The 16,496-nt window shown below is 70.4% G+C and carries 17 protein-coding genes and 2 pseudogenes; 5 read left to right on the forward strand and 14 right to left on the reverse strand.

The window, feature by feature from the left end; genetic code table 11:
• Positions 1-14 precede the first annotated feature (14 nt).
• From ACQPXB_RS44980 to ACQPXB_RS44990, 3 genes are read right to left on the reverse strand one after another with little or no spacing between them, the layout of a single operon-like run.
• Entirely contained in the window at positions 15-1,235 is a 1,221-nt protein-coding gene (locus tag ACQPXB_RS44980; RefSeq protein ID WP_366584242.1) for an amidohydrolase, read from the reverse strand.
• An 11-nt stretch (positions 1,236-1,246) separates the two neighbouring features.
• A complete protein-coding gene (locus ACQPXB_RS44985; protein WP_432848094.1) occupies positions 1,247-1,765 on the reverse strand; it encodes a GNAT family N-acetyltransferase in 519 nt (172 codons plus the stop codon).
• On the reverse strand, positions 1,732-2,637 hold the full coding sequence (locus tag ACQPXB_RS44990) for an aldose 1-epimerase family protein (protein ID WP_366584240.1): 906 nt from the start codon (positions 2,635-2,637) through the stop codon (positions 1,732-1,734). The genes ACQPXB_RS44985 and ACQPXB_RS44990 overlap by 34 nt, the downstream gene beginning before the upstream one ends.
• A gap of 88 nt (positions 2,638-2,725) precedes the next feature.
• On the opposite strand from ACQPXB_RS44990, the gene ACQPXB_RS44995 reads away from it, so the two are divergent.
• From ACQPXB_RS44995 to ACQPXB_RS45010, 4 genes and pseudogenes are all read left to right on the forward strand, one after another.
• A complete protein-coding gene (locus tag ACQPXB_RS44995) occupies positions 2,726-3,304 on the forward strand; it encodes a TetR/AcrR family transcriptional regulator (protein WP_366584239.1) in 579 nt (192 codons plus the stop codon).
• Complete coding sequence (locus ACQPXB_RS45000) at positions 3,304-4,113, forward strand: MBL fold metallo-hydrolase (protein WP_366584238.1); 810 nt, start codon at positions 3,304-3,306, stop codon at positions 4,111-4,113. Before ACQPXB_RS44995 ends, ACQPXB_RS45000 begins: the two co-directional genes overlap by 1 nt.
• Positions 4,110-4,286 (forward strand): annotated as a pseudogene (locus ACQPXB_RS45005) (DUF5958 family protein); the annotation flags it as partial. The gene ACQPXB_RS45000 and the pseudogene ACQPXB_RS45005, both read left to right, overlap by 4 nt.
• Before the next feature lie 25 nt (positions 4,287-4,311).
• Positions 4,312-4,488: pseudogene (locus tag ACQPXB_RS45010) on the forward strand (DUF5958 family protein); the annotation flags it as partial.
• Positions 4,489-4,498: 10 nt separating this feature from the next.
• Here ACQPXB_RS45010 and ACQPXB_RS45015 read toward each other — a convergent pair.
• The 4 genes from ACQPXB_RS45015 to pdxH form a co-directional block, all read right to left on the reverse strand.
• Complete coding sequence (locus ACQPXB_RS45015; protein WP_366584236.1) at positions 4,499-5,860, reverse strand: APC family permease; 1,362 nt, start codon at positions 5,858-5,860, stop codon at positions 4,499-4,501.
• A 38-nt stretch (positions 5,861-5,898) separates the two neighbouring features.
• Positions 5,899-6,429 (reverse strand): hypothetical protein, encoded by a 531-nt coding sequence (locus tag ACQPXB_RS45020; protein WP_432848097.1) that lies wholly within the window; start codon positions 6,427-6,429, stop codon positions 5,899-5,901.
• Positions 6,430-6,453: 24 nt separating this feature from the next.
• Positions 6,454-7,794 carry an MFS transporter gene (locus ACQPXB_RS45025; protein ID WP_432848099.1) on the reverse strand — a complete coding sequence of 447 codons (1,341 nt, stop codon included), beginning with the start codon at positions 7,792-7,794 and terminating at the stop codon, positions 6,454-6,456.
• A 273-nt stretch (positions 7,795-8,067) separates the two neighbouring features.
• The gene (gene pdxH / locus ACQPXB_RS45030) at positions 8,068-8,751 is read right to left on the reverse strand and encodes a pyridoxamine 5'-phosphate oxidase (protein WP_366584233.1); all 684 of its coding nucleotides are present in this window, start codon (positions 8,749-8,751) and stop codon (positions 8,068-8,070) included.
• A gap of 232 nt (positions 8,752-8,983) precedes the next feature.
• On the opposite strand from pdxH, the gene ACQPXB_RS45035 reads away from it, so the two are divergent.
• Positions 8,984-10,660, forward strand: a complete 1,677-nt coding sequence (locus ACQPXB_RS45035; RefSeq protein WP_432848101.1) for a purine-cytosine permease family protein — start codon at positions 8,984-8,986, stop codon at positions 10,658-10,660.
• A 21-nt stretch (positions 10,661-10,681) separates the two neighbouring features.
• On the opposite strand, the gene ACQPXB_RS45040 is transcribed toward ACQPXB_RS45035, so the two are convergent.
• The 7 genes from ACQPXB_RS45040 to ACQPXB_RS45070 form a co-directional block, all read right to left on the reverse strand.
• On the reverse strand, positions 10,682-11,299 hold the full coding sequence (locus tag ACQPXB_RS45040) for a TetR/AcrR family transcriptional regulator (protein WP_366584231.1): 618 nt from the start codon (positions 11,297-11,299) through the stop codon (positions 10,682-10,684).
• Positions 11,300-11,796: 497 nt separating this feature from the next.
• Positions 11,797-12,495 (reverse strand): urease accessory protein UreD, encoded by a 699-nt coding sequence (locus ACQPXB_RS45045; RefSeq protein WP_432857087.1) that lies wholly within the window; start codon positions 12,493-12,495, stop codon positions 11,797-11,799.
• Positions 12,492-13,211, reverse strand: a complete 720-nt coding sequence (gene ureG / locus ACQPXB_RS45050) for an urease accessory protein UreG (protein WP_432848103.1) — start codon at positions 13,209-13,211, stop codon at positions 12,492-12,494. The genes ACQPXB_RS45045 and ureG overlap by 4 nt, the downstream gene beginning before the upstream one ends.
• Positions 13,201-13,887 (reverse strand): urease accessory protein UreF, encoded by a 687-nt coding sequence (locus ACQPXB_RS45055; RefSeq protein ID WP_366584229.1) that lies wholly within the window; start codon positions 13,885-13,887, stop codon positions 13,201-13,203. The genes ureG and ACQPXB_RS45055 overlap by 11 nt, the downstream gene beginning before the upstream one ends.
• On the reverse strand, positions 13,887-15,608 hold the full coding sequence (locus ACQPXB_RS45060) for an urease subunit alpha (protein WP_432848105.1): 1,722 nt from the start codon (positions 15,606-15,608) through the stop codon (positions 13,887-13,889). Before ACQPXB_RS45060 ends, ACQPXB_RS45055 begins: the two co-directional genes overlap by 1 nt.
• 2 nt (positions 15,609-15,610) lie before the next feature.
• A complete protein-coding gene (locus tag ACQPXB_RS45065) occupies positions 15,611-15,916 on the reverse strand; it encodes an urease subunit beta (RefSeq protein ID WP_432848107.1) in 306 nt (101 codons plus the stop codon).
• A 9-nt stretch (positions 15,917-15,925) separates the two neighbouring features.
• A complete protein-coding gene (locus ACQPXB_RS45070) occupies positions 15,926-16,228 on the reverse strand; it encodes an urease subunit gamma (protein ID WP_360593630.1) in 303 nt (100 codons plus the stop codon).
• Positions 16,229-16,496: the final 268 nt, after the last annotated feature.

A 16,496-nucleotide genomic window follows, 5' to 3' on the forward strand; every position in this document is an offset into this window, starting at 1 on the left:
CACCCACGCGCAGGTCAGCGGGTTTCGCGGTACCGGCGGTCCGCCGCGACGCCTTCGCCCGTGGACTCGTCGTAGTGGTAGACCTCGCGGCCCCGGACGAAGACGCGCAGGGCGCGGTTCATGACGTCCAGCGGGTCGCCGGACCAGAGGACGACGTCGGCGTCCAGGCCGGGGGCCAGGGAGCCGATGCGGTCGTCCAGGCCGAGCATCTCGGCCGGGTGCACGGTGAGCGAGCGCAGCGCCGTCTCGGGGTCCAGGCCGTCCTTCACGGCGAGGGCCGCCTGGTAGACGAGGAAGTTGATCGGCACCACGGGGTGGTCGGTGGTGATGGCGATCTTCACGCCCGCGCGCGCCAGGATGCCGGCCGAGCGCAGGGAGCGGTTGCGCAGCTCGACCTTGGACTTCGTGGTGAACAGGGGGCCCAGGATGACGGGCACGCCGCGCTCGGCGAGCAGGTCGGCGATGAGGTGGCCCTCGGTGCCGTGGTTGATCACGAGCTTGTAGCCGAACTCGTCGGCCAGGCGGATGGCCGTGACCATGTCGTCGGCGCGGTGCACGTGCTGGTCCCAGTACAGCTCGCCGTCGAGGACCTTCGACAGCGTCTCGTTCGTCAGGTCGACCTCGTGCGGCTTGCCTTCGGTGAGGGCGTGCTCGCGTTTGGCCTGGTAGTTGCGGGCCTTCGTGAACGCCTCGCGCAGGATCGCGGCCACGCCCAAGCGGGTCGACGGCGTCTGCTTCTTGTCGCCGTACACGCGCTTCGGGTTCTCGCCCAGGGCGCTCTTCACGCTCACCTGCTCGGCGAACGTCATGTCCAGGATGCTGCGGCCCCACGTCTTCACGCCGATGGTCTGGCCGCCGATCGGGTTGCCCGACCCCGGCTTGATCACCACGCTCGTGACGCCGCCGGCGAGCGCGTCGTCGAAGCCCGGCTCGTACGGGTCGATGCCGTCGACCGCGCGGAAGCGGGCGCCGTTCGGGTCGGTCATCTCGTTGGTGTCGTTGCCGGCCCAGCCTTCACCGTCTTCGTGGACACCGAGGTGCGCGTGCGCGTCGATGAAGCCCGGCAGGACCCAGCTGCCGGACGCGTCGACGAGCTCGGCGTCCTCCGGCACGTCCACGTCGGCGGCGGCGCCGACCTGGACGATCCGGCCGTCTTCGATGAGCACGGTGCCGTCTTCGATGGGAGCCGCACCGACGGGGACGACGTAGCCCCCCACAATCGCCTTAGAAGCCATAGTTTGACACGCTAACGAATTGCCGCGGGTGCTCGCTCGCGGGGTTTCTCCAGGTGGATGAGCTGGTAGTCCGCCTCCGGGCTGCGGTGGGTCTCGCGGTAGCCCAGCTTCGCGTACAGCCGCAGCGGCCCGGCGGAACGTTCGCCGGTGAACAGCCGGAACCGCGTCACCTCCGAGGGGGCCAGCTCCTCCGCCGCGAGCAGCAACGCCGTGCCGAGCCCCTCGCCCTGCCGGTCCGGGGCCACGGCCAGCCGCCCGATCTCGCCGACATCGCCGTTGACCCGCACCCGCACCGTCGCGATCAGCCGCGAGCCGGCGCGTACGCCCCACACCGGCAGCGCCGGGTCGGCGAGCGCCGCGCGCACGCTCTCCAACGGCTCCACCAGCGGCGGGAGCGCGAAGTTGTCGTGGGCGCGGGCCTCACTGAGGTACGCGGCGCGCTGCAGCGTGAGCAGCTCACCGGCGTCGGCCTCGGTCAGCAGCTCGGGCGGCCCGCTCACAGGACGCGGATGCCCCAGCTGCCCGACCACGACGTCGCGGGCTCCAGCTCGATCAGGTCGGTGCCGGTGTTGAGCGCGTCGGCCGGGCAGGTCATCGGCTCGAGCGCGACGGCGCGGCCGCGGCCGGTCAGGTCGTCGGGCGTGAACACCTGCACCCAGCGGAAGTCGGGGCCGGTCCAGACCACCAGCCGCTGGTCCTCGTGGGAGAGCACGTGGTGGTGGGTGCCGTCGTCGGCCAGGGAAAGCGAGCCGAACGCCGTGTCGAGGTCGACGCCGGCGAGCACCCGCCCGCCACGGAAGTCGTACTCCGTGCCCTCGACATCCTGCTCGTCCGCGTACGGCATCTGCTGGTCGCCGACGTACGGGCGCACGCGCGAAGCCGGCAGCGTGAGCGTGAGCTCGTCCGTCGGGACGTCGCCGATGCGGAAGTACGGGTGCGTGCCCACGCCGACGCCGATGGGCTGCTCACCCTCGTTGCGGATCTCGTGCGTGATCGTGAGCTCGCGCGGCTGCAGGTCGTAGGTGATGGTGGCGCGCAACGGCACCGGCCAGCCGGGCTGCACCTCGACGTCGACCGCGAGCGTGATCGACGATTCCGCGTGCTCCAGCAGCTCCCACTCCTTGTGGCGGGTGAGGCCGTGGATCGCGTTGCCGCGCGCGGCTTCCGTGATCTCCAGCTGCTGCTCCTCGCCCTGGAACTCCCACCGGCCGCCCTTCGTGCGGTTCGGCCACGGGAGCAGCACCTGGCCGAGGCCCTTCGGCGGCTTCTCGTCGGCCGCGAACTCCTCGACGTAGGGCACGCCGCCGACCTCGAACGCACGCAGGCCGGCACCGATCTCGGTGACGATGGCGCGCGCGTTGCCGCGGGTGATTTCGAACTGCTCTCCGGTGGGGTTGGCCATGCCGCAGACATTACCGGCGGGCGAGGCTCTGTTGCGCACGGTTAAACTAACTAGACCGGTCGTCTTAGTTTGGGCTACGGTGAGCCGCATGGTCCGCCGCACCGACTCCCGCCGCCGCATGCTCGACTCCGCCGCCGAGCTGTTCCAGGCGCAGGGCTACCACGCCACCGGCCTCACGCAGCTCGTCGCCGCGGGGGGCGCCCCGAAGGGCTCGCTGTACTTCCACTTCCCCGGCGGCAAAGAACAGCTGGCGGCCGAGGCCGTGCGGCTGTCGAGCGAACGGGTGGCCGACGTGCTGACCGCCGTGGTCACCGCCGCGCCGGACCCGGCGTCGGCGATCGACGCGGTGGTCGACGCCCTCGCCGCTTCGCTCACCGAATCCGGCTTCCGCCGTGGGTGTCCACTTGCGACAGTCGCGCTGGAGGCCGCCGCCGAGAGCGAGCCGATCCGCGAGGCCTGCCAGGACGGTTACGCCGGCTGGCACTCACGGCTGGCCGAGTACTTCACCCGCTCCGGCCTGGCGGCGGACCGCGCGTCTTCCCTGGCGACGGTGGTGCTCGCGTCGATCGAGGGCGCGCTGCTGTTCGCCAAGACCCGCCGCGACGTCACGCCCCTGCGTGACATCGCCGCCCACCTGCACACCACCGTCGAGAGGGAGTTCGCCTGATGCGCGTGCACCACCTGAACTGCGGCACCATGACCCCGATCGGTGGCCGGCTCGTCGACGGCCGACCCGGCCTGTTCCGGCACGCCACGCTCGTGTGCCACTGCCTGCTGCTCGAAACCGACACCGGGCTGGCGCTGATCGAGACCGGCATGGGCACCCCCGCCGTCGCCGACCCGCAACGCTGGCTGGGCCGCCGGTTCCTCACCCTGTCGAAGCCCGTGTCGCGCACCGAGGAAACCGCCGTGGCCCAGATCCGCGCCCTCGGCTTCGACCCGGCGGACGTGCGCGACATCGTGCTGACCCACCTCGACCTCGACCACGCGGGCGGTCTCGTCGACTTCCCGCAGGCCCGCGTGCACGTCTACGCGGCCGAACTGGCGGCCTACCACGCGGGCAACCCGCGTTACCGGCGCGTGCAGTTCGCCCACGGTCCACAGTGGACGCCATACGAAGACGCCGGCGACAACTGGTTCGGCTTCTCCGCCGTCCGCGAACTCGACGGCCTGCCCGACGTCGCCCTGATCCCCCTGCACGGCCACACCGCCGGCCACGCCGGCATCGCCGTCCACACGGCCACCGGCTGGCTCCTCAACGCCGGCGACGCCTACTTCTTCCACTCCGAGATCGACGAACCCGCCTCCATCCCCCCGGGCCTGGCGATGTTCGAACGTTTCGTGCAGACACTGCCCGAACAGCGCCGCGCGAACCAGCACCGCCTACGCGAACTGCGGCAGACGACCGACGTGGAGATCTTCGCCGCCCACGACCTCACCGACTTCGAACGCCTCAGCCGGCGGACCCGGGCATGATCGCCGCATTGCTGAACGAGCTCGCCCAGGGCTTGCGCACGCTGGACGAAGGCATGGCCTGGTTCGAATCCCTCGACCAGGATGGCCGCCGCGCCGCATTGACCCGACTGCAGGAATACTGCGTTCAAGCCCGTGCGGTCTCCGACGACGTGGCGGAGGCCGCCACTCGGGTGGGGCTGAAAGCCAGGCAACACCGCGGTTGTGGTCGCCTCAACCGGACGGAGCCCCGAACCGATGGCGGTCCAGCTACGCAAGCTCACCGAGCTGCACCCGCCCGACCAGCAGCGCAGTGCGTTCCGCCTTCTGGTCGGCCTCCTCAGCGTCGCGGACGAGCGCCGTCGACGACGCTGCGATGGTTACTGCACCCACTGGTGACACCACCCGCCTACCCCACACGCTCGGACCGACGGTCCAAACCTCGCTTGACCAGCCAGTTCACGAACCACAGCACCACACCCACGCCCAGCAGGACGGCGCCCACGGTGTAGTCGCTCGCCGGGCGGCCCGACAGCGGGCTCACGAGGTAGAGGCAGAAGATCGCGGCCAGCACGGGGATCGCGGTGGGTGCGCGGAAGTGTTTGTGCGCCACCTTGTCCTTGCGCAGCACGAGCAGGGCGACGTTGACGATGGCGAACACCACGAGCAGCAGCAGCGCCGTGGTGCCGCCGAGTGCGCTGATGTCCACAAAGGACACCAGGAGGATCGCGATGGCGCTGGTGAAGATGATCGACACCCACGGCGTGCGGCGCGTGGGGTGGACGCGGCCGAAGACCGACGGCAGGACGCGCTCGTTGGCCAGGCCGTAGAGCAGGCGGCTGGCCATGAGCATGTTGATCAGCGCCGAGTTGATGACCGCGAACAGGCCGATGGCCGAGAAGACTTCGCGCGGGAAGCCGGGGGCGCCGACGTCGAGCACGGTGAGCAGTGCGCTGCTCTTGGCCGCGGCCAGGTCGTCGGCCGGGACGAGCAGGGAGGACGTGATGGACACCAGCACGTAGATCGTCGCGGCGACGACCATGCCCCAGAGCATGGCCTTCGGGAAGATGCGCACCGGGTCGTGGCATTCCTCGGCCATGTTCACGGAGTCCTCGAAGCCGACCATGGCGAAGAACGCCAGCGAGGTGGCCGACGTGATCGCCACCAGCCACGTCTTGTCGGCCGTGTTGATCTCGACCAGCCGCGACGGTTCGCCGTTGCCGTTGATCACGGCCCACACCCCGACGCCGATGATGATCAGCAGGCCGGACAGTTCGATGCAGGTGAGCACCGCGTTGGCCTTCACCGATTCGCCCACGCCACGGAAGTTGATCAGTCCCAGCGCGATCACGAACACGATGCCGACCAGCACCATCGGCAGCTTCACGAACGCCGCCAGGTACGTCGCGCCGAACGCGACCGCGGCCGACGACGCCGACGTGATCCCGGAGCACATCACCGCGAACGCGACCATGAACGTCAGGAACGGCACCCCGAACGCCTTGTTCGTGTACAGCGCGGCGCCCGCCGCCCGCGGGTACTTGCCGACCAGCTCCAGGTAGCTGAACGCGGTCATGAACGCGACCACGAACGCCAGCAGGAACGGCAGCCACAGCGCCCCGCCGACGCGGCCGGCGACCTGGCCGGTCAGCGCGTAGATCCCCGTACCGATGATGTCGCCGACCACGAAGAACAACAGGAGCTTCGGCCCCATCACGCGCCGGAGACCCGGTCCACCCACCTGCGGACCGTCCGCCCTAACGTCCGTCATGGGCGATTAGTCTGCCTTGTCCGGCCGCCTCGCGAAAGTCAGACGGCGGTGACAGCCGTTTTGACCAGCGGAATCATCATCTGCTGCGTCATCTTCACCGGGCCGGTGTAGTTGACGAGCACGGGCACGCCCTTGACGATCTTGGCCGTGGCGAGCGTCGCGGTCTTCTGCTCGTCGGTGTAGTACACGGCGCCGTTGGGGAAGCCCGGCACGTCGACGGCGCCCGGCTTGGCCTTCTTGATGGCCGCGACCATCTCGGCCGGATCGGCCTGGCGGCCCTCGTAGCGGGTCACGGCCAGCGCGCCGGCCTGCTTGTCGCCGACGAGGTATTCGCAGCTCGTGGCCTTGCCGCCGTTGCTGGCGTTCTCCTGGTTAGGGCCGACCTTCGACGTGACGCCGGGGATCTTGATGGCGTTGCCGACCTCGCCGGCCGAGAGCAGCGAGCACGTCGACCCCGGCGGCGCGGGCTTCGTGGAAGACGGTTTCGGCGGGGCGGCCTGCTGCTCACCCGAGGAGCAGGCGGTGAGCGCGGCGGCGGTGAGCAACAGGGCGACCGGGTAAACACGCATGCCCGGCATGTTAGGCCGTTTGGACTATTCTCCCGCGACCGGTTCGGCACCCTTCGCCGCGACCGGCTCCGGCTCGGCCTTTCCCGTGGGCGCGCGGTAGCGCCAGAACGCGGGCAGCACCAGCATCGCCGCGAGCACCAGCACGATCACCAGCAGCCCGCCGCCCGTCGCGGCGGCCTCGGTGCCCCACGCGGCGCCGGCCCAGCCGTGCGTGAGATCGGCCAGCCGCGGACCGCCCGCGACGACCACCGTGAACACGCCCTGGAGGCGGCCGCGCATCTCGTCGGTGGTGGCGGTCTGCAGGATGGCCTGGCGGTAGACGGAGCTGACCATGTCGGCGGCGCCTGCCAGCGCCATGAAGATCACCGCGAGCCACAGTGAGTGCGCGAGCCCGAACGCCGCGACGGCCGCGCCCCACAGGCAGATCGAGACCACGACGGCCACACCCTGGCGCGAAACGCGGTGCAGCCAGCCGGAGAACAGGCCGATCAGCATCGCGCCGGCCGGGAGCGCCGCGTAGAGCAGACCCAGCGCCGGCCCGCCGCCCGGCGGGTCGCCGAAGGTGCGCTCGGCCATCTCCGGAATCAGCGCGCGCGGCATACCGGCGACCATCGCGATGATGTCCGCGACGAACGACGCCAGCAGCACCTTCTGCGTGGCCAGGTAGCGGAACCCGTCGACCACATCGCCGAACCCCGCCCGCCGCGACGGCCCGTTCAGCGGCGGAATCGACGGCAACCGCCACACGGCGATGAGCGTGATCATCAACGCGCACACGTCGACGAGATACAGCGTCGACAGCCCGATCACGGGAATCAGCGCCCCACCGAACAGCGGCCCGAACACCGCGCCGAACGTCGACATCGTCGTGTTCAGCGCATTGGCCGACGGCAGCAGCTCCGGCGGCACCAGCCGCGCGACGACCGCGCCACGCGTCGGCATGTTGATCGCGAAGAACGCCTGGTTGGCCGCCAGCAACACCAGCACCAGAGTCACGGAGTGGAAGTCCGCGAAGGCCTGCAGCCACAGCAGCGCCGAGGAGACCGCCACCCCGACGTTCGTGACCAGCAGCAGCTTCCGCCGGTCGACCGCATCGGCGATCGCCCCGCCCCACAACCCGAACACCAGCAGCGGCACCAACGCGACGGCCCCGGTCAGCCCCACGTACCCGGACGACCCCGTCAGGTCGAACACCTGCTTCGGCACCGCCACAGCCGTCAGCTGCGACCCCACCGCGGTCACCGCCGTCGACACCCACAACCGCCGAAACGCCGGAATCTTCAACGGCCGCGTATCGACCACAATGCGCCCGAGGACTCCACGCGCCCCCCGACGAGGGCGCGACGACCCCGGATCAGAACTCACGACTCACTACCTTAGCCGCGCTAACTAACTCACCGCGGGTGATTTTGATCGCCGCCCCGCCCCAATCACCCGTTTTGTCTTTTTCCCACCACGCAACAGCCACCGATGCACCCAACTCACCCGCGCACCCAGCCCCCGCCCTACGCCTCGATCCCCGCGCTCTTCACAATCAAAGATCGGGGTGCGCAACCACCAAGCTCAAACGGCGAGCAAACCGCTAACAGCAACCACCCGGCACGCACTCAGCAGCCACGCCCCCAACCGGACCAGGGATCAGGGAGCCAACCGCTCCACAACCCACCCATCATCCGTCCGCTTGAACCTCAACCGGTCATGCATCCGGTCTTCCCGCCCCTGCCAGAACTCCACGAAATCAGGCCGGATCCGCCACCCACCCCAGTGCGGCGGCGCCGGAATCTCCTCCACGTCCCCGAACCGCCGCTCGATCCCCCGCAACGCGTTCTCCAACGCCCGCCGCCCGTCGACGATCCGCGACTGCGGCGAAGCCCAAGCCCCCAACTGCGACCCCCTCGGCCGCTGCGCCCAATACGCGGCTGTCTCCGCGGAGCCCACCTTCTCCACTTCACCCCGCACCGTCACCTGCCGCTGCAGGGCGTACCAGGGGAACGTCGCCGACGCGTACCGCGTGGCGGTGAGGTCGTGGCTCTTCGCCGAGGTGTAGTTCGTGTAGAACACCACGCCCCGCTCGTCCAGCCCCTTGCACAGGACCGTGCGCGACGACGGGTGACCCTCTTGGTCCGCCGTGGCGAGGACCATCGCGTTGGGTTCGGCGACGCCTTCGGAGATCGCCTGGCCCAGCCAGTTCTGCAGCTGCTCGGTCCAGGTGGCCGCGAGCGCCGTCTCGTCGAACGGGGCGCCGTCGTAGGCCACCCGCATCCCGGGCAGCCGGACCACCGCGTCGGCTACCTCGGTCACCTCGTCGGTCTCCGGCATCATGGGCCCCAACCTCCGTACCCCCTGGTGAGGGTGTCGACTCATCGGTATCCGGAGACGGTATTGGGTCCCCAGCTGCGGCGAAACCCACCGAACGGTGACTCCTGCCACCCTCTGGTGCTCACCGAGCTGTAACCGCAGGACCCCGAACCGTAACCCCCGGGTTACCTCGCGGACCCTGATCGATAAAGGCGCGGCCTAGCGTCTGGCCTCCCCACCGTCTGGAGGCAGGCCCTTGACCGACACCCTGTCCGAAACCGGCGAAGACACCACGAAGCCGCAGCGGACGTACGCCGCTCTCGCCGCCAACGAGAACCGCGAGGACTACTCGCTCCGGTTCGCCGCCCACTCGTTCCGCCGCTGGTCCCCGCTCGTGGTCGCCACCACCGCGCTCGGCGGCATCGCCTACCTCGCCGACTTCGCGATCGGCGCCAGCATCGTGCTCTCCTACGGCTTCACGTCCGGTGTGCTGGCGATCCTCGCGGCGGCCGTCGTGATCTTCGTGACGGGCGTCCCGATCGCGCGTGCCTGCGCGACGTACGGCGTGGACATGGACCTGCTCACCCGCGGAGCGGGCTTCGGCTACTTCGGGTCGACGCTCACGTCGCTGGTCTACGCCAGCTTCACCGTCATCTTCTTCTCGCTCGAAGGCTCGATCATGGGCCAGGCGTTCGAACTCGCGCTCGGCATCCCGTTGCCGATCGGCTACCTGCTCGCGACGCTGATCGTGCTGCCCTTCGCCCTGTACGGCATGGGCGCGGTCGCGAAGATGCAGGCGTGGACGCAGCCGCTGTGGATCGCGGGCCTGGTGCTGCCGTTCGTGGTGGTGCTGGTGCGCGAGCCGGGCCGCTTCGCCGACTTCGCGTCCTTCGGCGGCACCGAAGGCGCGGGCGCCGGTTTCTCGGCCGTCGGGTTCGGCTTCGGCATGGGCGTGGCGCTGTCGTTGATCGGGCAGATCGGCGAGCAGGCCGACTACCTGCGGTTCATGCCGGAGAAGACGGTGGAGAACAAGCGTTCCTGGTGGGCCGCCGTGCTCGCCGCCGGCCCCGGCTGGGTCGTCCTCGGCGCGGCGAAGCAGATCGGCGGCGCGCTGCTCGCGTTCCTCGCGCTCGGCGCGGTGGGCAAGGCGGCCGCGCTCGAGCCGATCGCGCCGTACCTGGCGGCGGTGAAACCCGCGCTCGGGCCGGTGGCGCTGACGTTCGCGGCGCTGTTCGTGGTCGTGTCGCAGATCAAGATCAACACCACCAACGCCTACTCGGGCTCGCTGTCGTTCGCCAACTTCTTCTCGCGCGTGCTGCACAAGCACCCCGGCCGCGCCTGGTACGTGCTGGTCAACTGCGGGATCGCGCTGGCGCTCATGGAGTTCGGCGCGTTCGCGTTCCTCAACAAGATCCTGGGCTTCTACTCGAACGTCGCCATCGCGTGGATCGGCGCGGTGTGCGCGGACCTCGTGATCGCGAAACCGCTGGGCCTCTCGCCGCGCTACATCGAGTTCAAGCGCGCGTACCTGCACAAGGTCAACCCCGTGGGCTTCGGTTCGATGCTCGTCGCCTCGGCCGCGTCGATCGTGGCCTACTTCGGCGCGTTCGGTCCGGTGCTCGCGGCCTTCAGCCCGCTGCTGGCGCTGGTGATCGCCGTGGTGCTGGTGCCGACGCTGGCCGTGGCGACGAAGGGGAAGTACTACCTGGCGCGGCCCAACACCGTGTCCGGCCCCGGCGTCGAGGCCGACCTGCGCGCCACGCACACGTGCTCGGTGTGCGGCGACGCCTACGAGCTGCCCGACATCGCCGACTGCGCCAAGCAGGACGGGGCGATCTGCTCGCTGTGCTGCACGCTCGACAGCACCTGCCACGACCTGTGCCGCACCGCGGGCCCGGTCGACCTGCCGCTGCCCACTCCCAGGCCGGCCTGAACCACGCGGTGACCGAGGACGTCAGGACCGGGTGATCGCCGCCAGCATCAGGCCGCGCAGCTCGGCCCCGACGTCCTCCACCGGCAACGGCGGCTCGTGCGCCTGCCATTCGCGCAGCAGGCCCGTGGCGGCACCGACGAGCGCGATCGCGGTGAGCCGGTAGTCGCGGTCCGGCGCCACGCCGGCTTCGGCCGCGCGGCGCGCCTCCGTCTCGATGAACGTGGCCCAGCGGTCCACCCACACCTGGTGCTGCTCCTCGAGCTCCGGGCTCACGCCCACGGCCTCGACGTAGTTCAGCCGCGGCATGCGCGGGTCGATGGTCACCGTGGCGACGAAGACGTCGAGCAGCTTCGCGATGCGCGTCATCGCGTCGGCGTCCTTGACCTCCTCCAGCGCGGCCGAGACGTGCGTGAGCGCGAGCGAGTTGATCCGGTCGTGCAGCGTCCGCAGCACCTCTTCCTTGCTGCCGAACTCCTCGTAGAAGTTCCGGGTGGACACCCCGGCACGAGTACACAACTGGGTGATCTTCGCCTGCCGGAAGCCCGTCGAGGTGAACAGCTCCAGCGCAGCCGTCAGCAGCCGCTCCCGGCGCTCGGCGCGTCTCTGCTCCGGCGGGACGCCACCGTAGGTACGGGCCACCGGCCCTCCTTCCCGCCGCGCGCCGCCCAGGGCGGCACCGGCGTCCATCTTGTGAAAATCCCAATTACCGATCAAACGGACGCGGGAGCGCTCGAAAATTGATTCCGGTAATCGCGGTGGCCACTCCGTCGAGCACTCACCAAACATGGCCCACGCGCACGGTCCGATGGCCTTTCACACCGTCGAACCCGCGGCGATCACGGTATCGAGCAGCGGAACACCGGCTCGCGCAGGCCCCATCACAGGCGATCACCGAACGCTAAGTCGTTGCCACGCCTGGGAATCGTCCCTGCACCTCGCGCTTGAACGCTGTTCTGCCCGGATGCGTCACGGCGGCACGCGCCGATCCGCGGTCCGGCGTGCGCGACACCGCGCGGCCCTCGCCGCGCGTTCGGTACCGACGTGGACTGGCAGGGCTTCCCCTCGCTGGAACACCGTTTCGGCGTTCCCGGTCGACGTGCGCTGGCTGGGCACGAAGTTTTAGCAGCCCCAGCGGTTCAAGGCAACAACCCCAAGGCAACCACGGCGTCTTCGGCCAGCGCCGTGGTGAGCGTGACCCCGGCGGCCGGCGAGGTGCGCGCCCACCAGTCGCCCGAAGCCGTGGGGCGCGCGGGAAAACCCACTTCGAGGTCCGTCGCGAGCACCCGTTTGCCCGCCAGCACGGCCAGTCCGGCGTCCAGTGCGGGGTCGCCGATCGTCTGTGTCTGGCGCAGCAGGGGAACTCCGCCGCGCAGCACGTGCGTGGAAGTGGTGAGCCGGCCGGGCCGTTCGCCCGCGCGACCCAGTACCAGGACTTCCCGGGTGTGGAAACGGGAATTTTCCCCCAGCCTCGCACGCAGCACGGCCACGTGGTCCGCGCGGGCGGTGACGACCGTCGGCTCGGGCAGGTAGGCCAGCGAACCGCAGTCGGCCACCTCGATGTCCACAGTGGACGAACTGCCGCCACCGGAGGGCCCCGGCAACGCGAGCGTCGCCGCCACCCCGGACAGCCGCAGCGCCGCACCGGGCCCGACGCGGACGTCGAGGAGCAGCTCGTCGCCGCCCAGCGGCGCGGTGGCGGAGCTGACGAGGTGCACCACGGCTTCGGCCCCGGTGCGCCGGCGCGGGAACAACGTCAGCGGCGCCATCGAGCGCAGCTCACGCAGCACCGTCCGGCCGTCCTCGAAGCACGCGACCACCCGCGCGTGGGCCTTCACCCCGCGCGCACCGGCAGCACCGACCGCACCCACTTCGCGACATCAGGCGCGTCCGGCGTATCCACGAGCGACTGCGCGATGACCGGCAGCTCGCCACGCATGCGGTGCGCGTCGGACGTCATCACGCCGAGGTCCGCGCCGACGAGGTGGGCGATGTCGATCTTGTTGATCACCAGCAGGTCGGCCGTCGTCACGCCGGGGCCGCCCTTGCGCGGCACCTTGTCGCCGCCCGCGACGTCGACCACGAACACCTGGCTGTCGGCGAGGCCCCGGCTGAACACCGCGGTGAGGTTGTCGCCGCCGCTTTCGATGATGACCAGGTCCAGACCGGGGAACCGCTCCTCGAGCTGCTCGACGGCGTCGAGGTTGGCGGTGATGTCGTCGCGGATCGCCGTGTGCGGGCAGGCGCCGGTCTGCACCGCCTCGATGCGCTCGGGCGCGAGCACGCCGGCCTTGCGCAGGAAGTCGGCGTCTTCGGTGGTGTAGATGTCGTTGGTGACCACGGCGAGGTTCAGCTCACCGCCGAGCGCGCGGCACAGCGCCGCGGTGAGCGCCGTCTTCCCACTGCCGACCGGACCGCCGATGCCGATGCGGTAGGCGCGCCCGGCCCTCGGGGCGGGCTCGTGGTGGTCGGGTTCGGTTTCCGTGGGGTCGAAGCTGATCGCGTGAAAGTGACCGTGGCCGTGGCCGTGGTCATGGCCGTGTTCAGCTGGCAAAGAGACGCACCTCTTCCTCGTGGTGCCGGGCGTGGGCCTCGGCGAACAGGTCCAGCGCCGGTGAGCCCGGCGCGGGCAGGTCCGCCGGGTCCAGCCCGGCGACGTCGGCGGCGGCCCCGGCCACGACGCGCACCTCGGCGCCGAGCCGGGCCACCACGGCGTTGACGGCGAACGGGTCGAGCCCCAGCAGCCGCACGGCCGCGCTCGCGGGCCCGCTCACAGCCAGGTAGGCCACGGCCGCGGCGGCCTCGGCCGGCTCGCCGCCGGCGATGCCCACCAGCGCGCCGCAGACGATCGGGTGGTGGGGCCGCGGCGTCTCGGCCAGCAGCGCGGTCAGCACCGGCGACGGCCACGCGACCGCCCCGGCCCGCGCGGTGCCCCGGCCTTGGGCGCGCGACGCCACGCGTTGGGCCGGCGAGGGCGTGCGCGCGTCGAGTTCCTCGTCGAGCCGCCGCCAGTGTCCACTGTGGACGCGACGGCCGGCGGCATGAGCCGAGGCCGCGGCGAACGCGGCCGACAGCGCGCCGGCCGTGCGCAGGCGGCTGAGCAGGAAGCCGGGCAGGTCGGCCTCGGTCGTCACGAGCCGGCGGCTCACGGCCTCTTCCAGGCCACCGGAGTGCACGTGGCCACCCCCGGGGAAGCGGGAGTCGGCGAGGATCAGCGCGGCGAGGTCCATCAGAACAAGAAGTACCGCTGGGCCATCGGCAGCTCCGTCACCGGCATCGGCTCGATGAGCTCACCGTCCACGCGCACCGCGAAGCTGTCGGGCTCCACGCGCACATCCGGGGTCGCGTCGTTCAGCACCATGTCCGCCTTAGTCCGCGCCCGCGTGTTCGCGACGGCGACCAGCGACCGGTTGATGCCGAACGTCTCGGCCAACCCCGATTCGAAAGCCTCCGGAGCCACGAAGTGCAGGCTCGACGCGGCGGCCACCCGCGGCGCGGCGCCGAACATCGGCCGGGCCAGCACCGGCTGCGGAGTCGGGATCGACGCGTTCGCGTCCCCCAACGCCGCCCACGCGGGGAAGCCGCCCTTCAGCACCACGTGCGGTCGCACGCCGAAGAACTTCGGTTCCCACAGCACGAGGTCCGCGAGCTTGCCGACCTCCACCGAGCCGATCTCGGCGTCCATGCCGTGGGCGATGGCGGGGTTGATCGTGTACTTGGCGACATAACGACGCGCGCGCAAGTTGTCGGCCGCGCCGTCGCCGGACAGGGCGCCGCGGCGGCGTTTCATCACGTGCGCGGTCTGCCAGGTGCGGATGATCACCTCGCCGATGCGGCCCATGGCCTGCGAGTCGGAGCTCATCATCGAGATGGCGCCGAGGTCGTGCAGCACGTCCTCGGCGGCGATGGTGCTCGGCCGGATCCGGCTCTCGGCGAACGCGAGGTCCTCGGGCACCGACGGGTTGAGGTGGTGGCAGACCACCAGCATGTCGAGGTGCTCGTCGAGCGTGTTGACGGTGTGCGGACGCGTCGGGTTGGTCGAGGACGGCAGGATGTGCGGCAGCCCGACGACCTGGATGATGTCCGGCGCGTGGCCACCGCCGGCGCCTTCGGTGTGGTACGCGTTGATCGAGCGGCCGCGGATCGCCTCCACAGTGGACTCGAGGAAGCCGGCCTCGTTGAGCGTGTCGGTGTGGATGGCCACCTGCACGCCGGACTCGTCAGCCACGGTGAGGCACGCGTCGATGGCGGCCGGCGTGGTGCCCCAGTCCTCGTGGAGCTTGAACCCGCCGGCGCCGGCGGCCAGCTGCTCGCGCAGGGCCTCGTGCCGCACGGTGTTCCCCTTGCCCAGCAGGAGAACATTGACCGGATAACCGTCCATTGCGGACAGCATGCGGCCGAGGTTCCACGCGCCGGGCGTGACGGTGGTGGCCTTGGTGCCCTCGTTCGGCCCGGTGCCGCCGCCGACGAGCGTGGTCAGGCCCGCGGCGAGCGCGGTGTCCACGAGCTGGGGGCAGACGAAGTGCACGTGGCAGTCGATGCCGCCCGCGGTGAGGATCTTCCCGTTCCCCGCCAGGACTTCCGTGGCCGGGCCGATCACGAGCGCCGGGTCGACGCCGTCCATCGTGTCGGGGTTGCCGGCCTTGCCGATGCCGACGATCCGCCCGTCGCGCACGCCGACGTCGGCCTTCACCACACCCCAGTGGTCGAGGATCACGACACCGGTGATGACCAGGTCGGGGGCGCCTTCCGCACGCGTGGCCATACCCTGGCCCATCGACTCGCGGATGACCTTGCCGCCGCCGAAGAGCACCTCGTCGCCGGAACCCGACGGGCCCATCGACCGGTCTTCGGTCACCTCGATGAGCAGGTCCGTGTCGGCCAGCCGGATCCGATCACCGGTGGTGGGGCCGAACAATTCCGCATAACGCTCACGATCGATCTGCGGCATTCTCAGAACTCTCCGGCGTATTCGGTGCGCAACCCCGGCACACGCCGGTTTCCTCGCAGCGGAACAAGATCGACTTCAAGCTCGACACCCGGCTCGAACCGCACCGACGTCCCCGCCGGCACATCGAGCCGGCGCCCGCGCGCGGCCTCGCGGTCGAACTCCAGACCCGGGTTCGCCGCCGCGAAGTGGTAGTGCGAACCGACCTGCACGGGCCGGTCGCCGAGGTTGCGCACGCGCAACCGCACCCGCTCCCGCCCGGGGTTCAGCTCCACGGGCTCGTCGCCGGGGATGATCTCGCCTGGCCGCACTCGGTTCTCCTAGACGATCGGGTCGTGCACGGTGACGAGTTTCGTCCCGTCCGGGAAAGTGGCCTCCACCTGCACGGAGTCGACCATTTCGGGCACTCCGGAGAGCACCTGCGCACGCGAGAGCACGCTGCGGCCGCTCGCTGCGAGCTCGCTCACGGAAAGCCCGTCACGCGCGCCTTCGAGCACGTGGTCGGTGATCAGCGCGACGGCCTCGGGGTAGTTGAGCAGCACGCCGCGCTCGAGACGGCGGCGCGCGACGTCGGCGGCGACGTGGACCAGCAGCTTGTCGCGTTCCTGCGGGCTCAGGTGCATGCGACAGGTTGTATCACCGGGCCCGCCGCGTCGCCGGGTTCGGAAACACAGGATTTACCTCCGGTACACCGCGCGTCCCCGGGCACGGTCACAGCCCGTTGCCGAAGAACTTGCCGCGACACGCCTTCCTGGACTGAATCGTTCTCGGAATCGTGACCGAAACCACCACATCTTTCATTGCCCACGGCTCGGCGGAGGAGCAAGGTTTGTCCAAACGTGCGATGAGGCGCGCCGAGGTTGCGTGTATCCCGTCAGCGCGAGTGGTCAG

This window comes from Amycolatopsis sp. CA-161197 (assembly GCF_050942255.1).
Taxonomy (GTDB): domain Bacteria; phylum Actinomycetota; class Actinomycetes; order Mycobacteriales; family Pseudonocardiaceae; genus Amycolatopsis.

What these genes read in the sequence shown, in the direction of transcription:
- ACQPXB_RS45070 (WP_360593630.1), bottom strand. Translation starts at nt 16,228, where the DNA reads ATGCACCTGAGCCCGCAGGAACGCGACAAGCTGCTGGTCCACGTCGCC.
- ACQPXB_RS44990 (WP_366584240.1), bottom strand. Translation starts at nt 2,637, where the DNA reads ATGGCCAACCCCACCGGAGAGCAGTTCGAAATCACCCGCGGCAACGCG.
- ACQPXB_RS45015 (WP_366584236.1), bottom strand. Translation starts at nt 5,860, where the DNA reads ATGACGGACGTTAGGGCGGACGGTCCGCAGGTGGGTGGACCGGGTCTC.
- pdxH (WP_366584233.1), bottom strand. Translation starts at nt 8,751, where the DNA reads ATGATGCCGGAGACCGACGAGGTGACCGAGGTAGCCGACGCGGTGGTC.
- ACQPXB_RS45055 (WP_366584229.1), bottom strand. Translation starts at nt 13,887, where the DNA reads ATGGACCTCGCCGCGCTGATCCTCGCCGACTCCCGCTTCCCCGGGGGT.
- ACQPXB_RS45060 (WP_432848105.1), bottom strand. Translation starts at nt 15,608, where the DNA reads ATGCCGCAGATCGATCGTGAGCGTTATGCGGAATTGTTCGGCCCCACC.
- ACQPXB_RS44995 (WP_366584239.1), top strand. Translation starts at nt 2,726, where the DNA reads ATGGTCCGCCGCACCGACTCCCGCCGCCGCATGCTCGACTCCGCCGCC.
- ACQPXB_RS45020 (WP_432848097.1), bottom strand. Translation starts at nt 6,429, where the DNA reads ATGCGTGTTTACCCGGTCGCCCTGTTGCTCACCGCCGCCGCGCTCACC.
- ACQPXB_RS45000 (WP_366584238.1), top strand. Translation starts at nt 3,304, where the DNA reads ATGCGCGTGCACCACCTGAACTGCGGCACCATGACCCCGATCGGTGGC.
- ACQPXB_RS44980 (WP_366584242.1), bottom strand. Translation starts at nt 1,235, where the DNA reads ATGGCTTCTAAGGCGATTGTGGGGGGCTACGTCGTCCCCGTCGGTGCG.